Here is a 3,640-nt window from a genome sequence, read left to right as displayed (position 1 = left end):
GGCCATTGCGGTCGAGCGTGGCGCCGATCTGGCGGCCATCGGTGAAAACCACCGCCGCCGGCCCGTCCCACGGCTCCATCAGTGCCGCATGGTATTCGTAGAAGGCCTTGCGATCGGCATCCATGAGCTTGTTGCCCGCCCAGGCTTCCGGGATCAGCATCATCATGGCATGGCTGAGCCTGTACCCGCCCTGGAACAGGAACTCGAGCGCATTGTCGAAGCAGGCGGTGTCGGACTGGCCGTCATAGGAAATCGGCCACAGCTTCGAGATGTTGTTGCCGAACAGTTCGGAATCGACCGACGCCTGGCGCGCAGCCATCCAGTTGTTGTTGCCGCGCACGGTGTTGATCTCGCCATTGTGGGCGACCATGCGGTAGGGATGCGCCAGCTTCCAAGACGGGAAGGTGTTGGTCGAGAAGCGCTGGTGGACGAGGATCAGCGCGGTCTCGAAGCGCGGATCGATCAGGTCCTTGTAATAGGCGCCGACCTGGTAGGCCAGGAACATGCCCTTGTAGACGATGGTGCGCGCCGACAGCGACACGCAATAGGCGCCGATGTCCTTGTTATCGTTCTCGGCGTAGATGCGGCCCGATATCACCTTGCGCAGCAGATAGAGCCTGGCCTCGTATTCCTCGTCATCGGTAATGTCTGGCGTGCGGCCGATGAAGATCTGCCGATGGAACGGCTCGGATGCCACGATGTCAGGCGCCTTCGAAAGCGACGAATTGTCGACGGGCACGTCACGGAAACCGATGAGCGGAAGCCCCTCGGATTGCGCCGATTCGACAATGATGTCCTCGATATGGGCGCGAAGGGCCGCGTCCTGCGGCATGAACCAGTGTCCGACGCCGTACTGACCCGCCGGCGGCAGCTCGATGCCCTGGGCCGTCATCTCCTCACGGAAGAACTGGTCGGGAAGCTGCACCAGCACGCCGGCGCCATCGCCGACCAGCGGATCGGCGCCAACGGCGCCGCGATGCGTCAGGTTTTCGAGCACAGCCAGCCCGTCCTTGACGATCTGATGCGACTTCACGCCCTTCATATTGACGATGAAGCCGACGCCGCAGGCGTCATGCTCGTTGCGCGGATCGTAGAGGCCCTGGGCGGAAAAGCCGTTGGCGGTTCGGCTAATATTGGATCGCAAGGTGGTTTTGACGGTTGCCGCTTTCGTCTGCGCGGCCTGGCCGTTCGTCGCAGAGTGCGTCATGTCCGTCATCTCCTGTCCTCCATTCCCAGCCATTCAGGCGCTGGTTTGCCTCGGCAAGCGCTTGGCTCACCCTGATCCTTGTGGCACGTCTTGCGAAATCCTTGCCGAACCAGGCGGCTTTCCGCATGGAACGCATCTGGTAATCGTACAGGCCAGAGTCTGGCTGTCCACCTGTCGCTCGCGGCAACAGCCGGAGAGGCCCAATGATACGCCAATCCGGCTCGTTTTGTGCGACAAAATAAGACAGCACTACTGTCCTAAATTTTTATGGCAGAAATCTGGGACGCACACAAGACCGATTCACAAAAAACTTGGGCTTTCCGCGACAGAAAATGTCGTCAAGTCCGGGAAAAACGTAAGCTTCAGTCGTCGACCTGGGCTTTGCCGGTTGGCTGGCTTTACTGTTTTTCCGGCGCCTGGCCCCTTGCGGTCCGCTCGCGAAACCGGTCAACTTCAGACTGATTTCCCCAAAACCCGATTTCCCCAACCCCCCGACCTCCCAAGACATAGGCAGATGCATGTTCTTCGCTTCCGACAATTGGGCAGGCGCCCATCCCAATATTGCCGCCGGCCTGTCGGCCAATGCCGGCGGCTTTTCCACCGCCTATGGCGACGGTGCGCTCGACCGGGCAGTCTACCAGCGCTTCAGTGAGATTTTCGAACGCGAGGTCGCGGTGTTCTTCGTCGCCACCGGCACGGCCGCCAACTCGCTGGCGCTCACCGCTTACAACAAGCCGGGCGGCATTTCCTTTGCCCATCGCGAATCGCATGTCATCGAGGACGAATGCGGCGCGCCGGTATATTTTTCCGGCGGCTCTCGCCTGCATGAGATCGATGGCGCGCTGGGCAAGATCGATCCGCACAATCTGGAAAGGACCATCGGCCGTTTCGCACCGGAAATTGTCCATTGGGGACGGCCGATGGCCGTTTCGATCACCCAGTCGACCGAGGTCGGCACCATCTACGGCCTGGATGAGATCGAGACGATCTCGGCGATCGCCAAACAATATTCGGTGCCCCTGCACATGGATGGCGCCCGCTTTGCCAATGCGCTGGTCGCACTCGACACGACACCGGCCGAAATGACCTGGAAACGCGGCGTCGACATCCTCTCCTTCGGCGGCACCAAGAACGGCTGCTGGTGCGCCGAAGCGATCGTGTTGTTCGACCTCGATCGTGCCAGGGAATTGGCCTTCCTGCGCAAGCGCGCCGCCCAGCTGTTTTCGAAATCGCGCTTCGTCGCGGCGCAGTTCGAGGCCTATTTCAAGGGTGGGCTGTGGCTGGACACCGCCCGCCACGCCAACGCCATGGCCGCACGCCTTGCCGCCGCGATCGAGGATTCGGCAACGGCCAAGCTGGCATGGCTGCCGCAGGCGAACGAGGTTTTCGCGGTGATCAAGAAGGCCGAGGCCGAGAGGCTGCAGACCGCGGGTGCCGCCTTCTACGACTGGCACAAGCCGCATGGCTTTGACGGCCACATCGGCGAGGACGAGTTGCTCTACCGCTTCGTCACCAGCTTTGCGACGACAGCCGATGAAGTCGACCGTTTTGGCCAGCTGATCGCCTGATAACGCATTTCCCCGACAACAAAAAAGCGGCGCCTTTCGGCGCCGCTTCCGTCTCGGGAGGAGACTTGTATTTTAGGCAGCGGTCTTGGCCTCGATCTGCTTGGCCTTGGCCGAAGACGCCGTAATGGCGATCTTGCGCGGCTTCAGCTCCTCGGGGATGTTGCGCTTGAGGTCGACGAAGAGCAGGCCGTTCTTCAGCGAGGCGCCAACGACCTCGACGTGGTCGGCAAGCTGGAAGCGACGTTCGAAAGCCCTCGAGGCAATGCCGCGATAGAGCAGCTCAGAGCCTTCGCCGGTGCCCTCGTCCTTGCGCTCACCCTTCACGGTCAGCACGTTGCGATGGGCTTCGATCGAGATTTCCTCGTCCGAGAAGCCGGCAACCGCCATCGAGATCCGGTAGGAATCCTCACCGGTGCGCTCGATGTTGTAGGGCGGATAGGTCTGCGCGCCATCCGGCTGCGCAAGCGAATCGAGCATCGTGAACAGACGATCGAAGCCGACGGTCGAGCGATAAAGCGGGGAAAAATCAACGTGACGCATGAGGTGTTCTCCTGTTGAGCAACATGGTTTGCGTATGGCCGGTGCGAAACCCTTGAGCGGCGTTTCGGGTGGACCAGCGGCCCCGACATTGGCGACCGCACGAGACATTTGGGGAGCGCTGGAAAGCATTTCAAGATTTCACCTGGCGGCAAAAGCCACGGCGGCCGGACCCTTGATGAACGGCAGATGAACCGGCACTTCGGCGCGCGTTCAGGCAGCCGGCGCTAAAGTCCATTCCAGGATCAAGGACTGGCGGCGCCGATTGCACAACAGGCACCGCAACGAGGCCGACCGGGTGTAACGTCCCTTCCTCCCGGATCGACAG

At 61.3% G+C, this 3,640-nt stretch carries 3 protein-coding genes and 1 pseudogene; 1 reads left to right on the top strand and 3 read right to left on the bottom strand.

Going from position 1 to position 3,640, the window contains the following annotated elements; all coding sequences use genetic code 11:
* Positions 1-1,216, bottom strand: a pseudogene (locus EN984_RS26485) (glutamate synthase subunit alpha); the annotation flags it as partial.
* A 509-nt stretch (positions 1,217-1,725) separates the two neighbouring features.
* On the opposite strand from EN984_RS26485, the gene EN984_RS26480 reads away from it, so the two are divergent.
* Positions 1,726-2,775 (top strand): low specificity L-threonine aldolase, encoded by a 1,050-nt coding sequence (locus tag EN984_RS26480; protein WP_127272775.1) that lies wholly within the window; start codon positions 1,726-1,728, stop codon positions 2,773-2,775.
* Positions 2,776-2,847: 72 nt separating this feature from the next.
* On the opposite strand, the gene EN984_RS26475 is transcribed toward EN984_RS26480, so the two are convergent.
* Together EN984_RS26475 and EN984_RS38295 are read right to left on the bottom strand one after the other, a co-directional pair.
* Positions 2,848-3,315, bottom strand: coding sequence for an Hsp20 family protein (locus tag EN984_RS26475; RefSeq protein WP_013529716.1), 468 nt, complete (start codon positions 3,313-3,315; stop codon positions 2,848-2,850).
* Positions 3,316-3,445: 130 nt separating this feature from the next.
* A partial coding sequence (locus EN984_RS38295; protein ID WP_206517479.1) for a hypothetical protein occupies positions 3,446-3,640 on the bottom strand: 195 nt, incomplete at its 5' end.

It is taken from the genome of Mesorhizobium sp. M7A.F.Ca.CA.004.12.1.1, assembly GCF_003997835.1.
Classification (GTDB): Bacteria; Pseudomonadota; Alphaproteobacteria; order Rhizobiales; family Rhizobiaceae; genus Mesorhizobium.
This window is presented reverse-complemented; position numbering and strand designations above follow the sequence as displayed.

Coding starts and splice junctions, on each gene's coding strand:
- EN984_RS26480 (WP_127272775.1), top strand. CDS start 1,726: ATGTTCTTCGCTTCCGACAATTGGGCAGGCGCCCATCCCAATATTGCC.
- EN984_RS26475 (WP_013529716.1), bottom strand. CDS start 3,315: ATGCGTCACGTTGATTTTTCCCCGCTTTATCGCTCGACCGTCGGCTTC.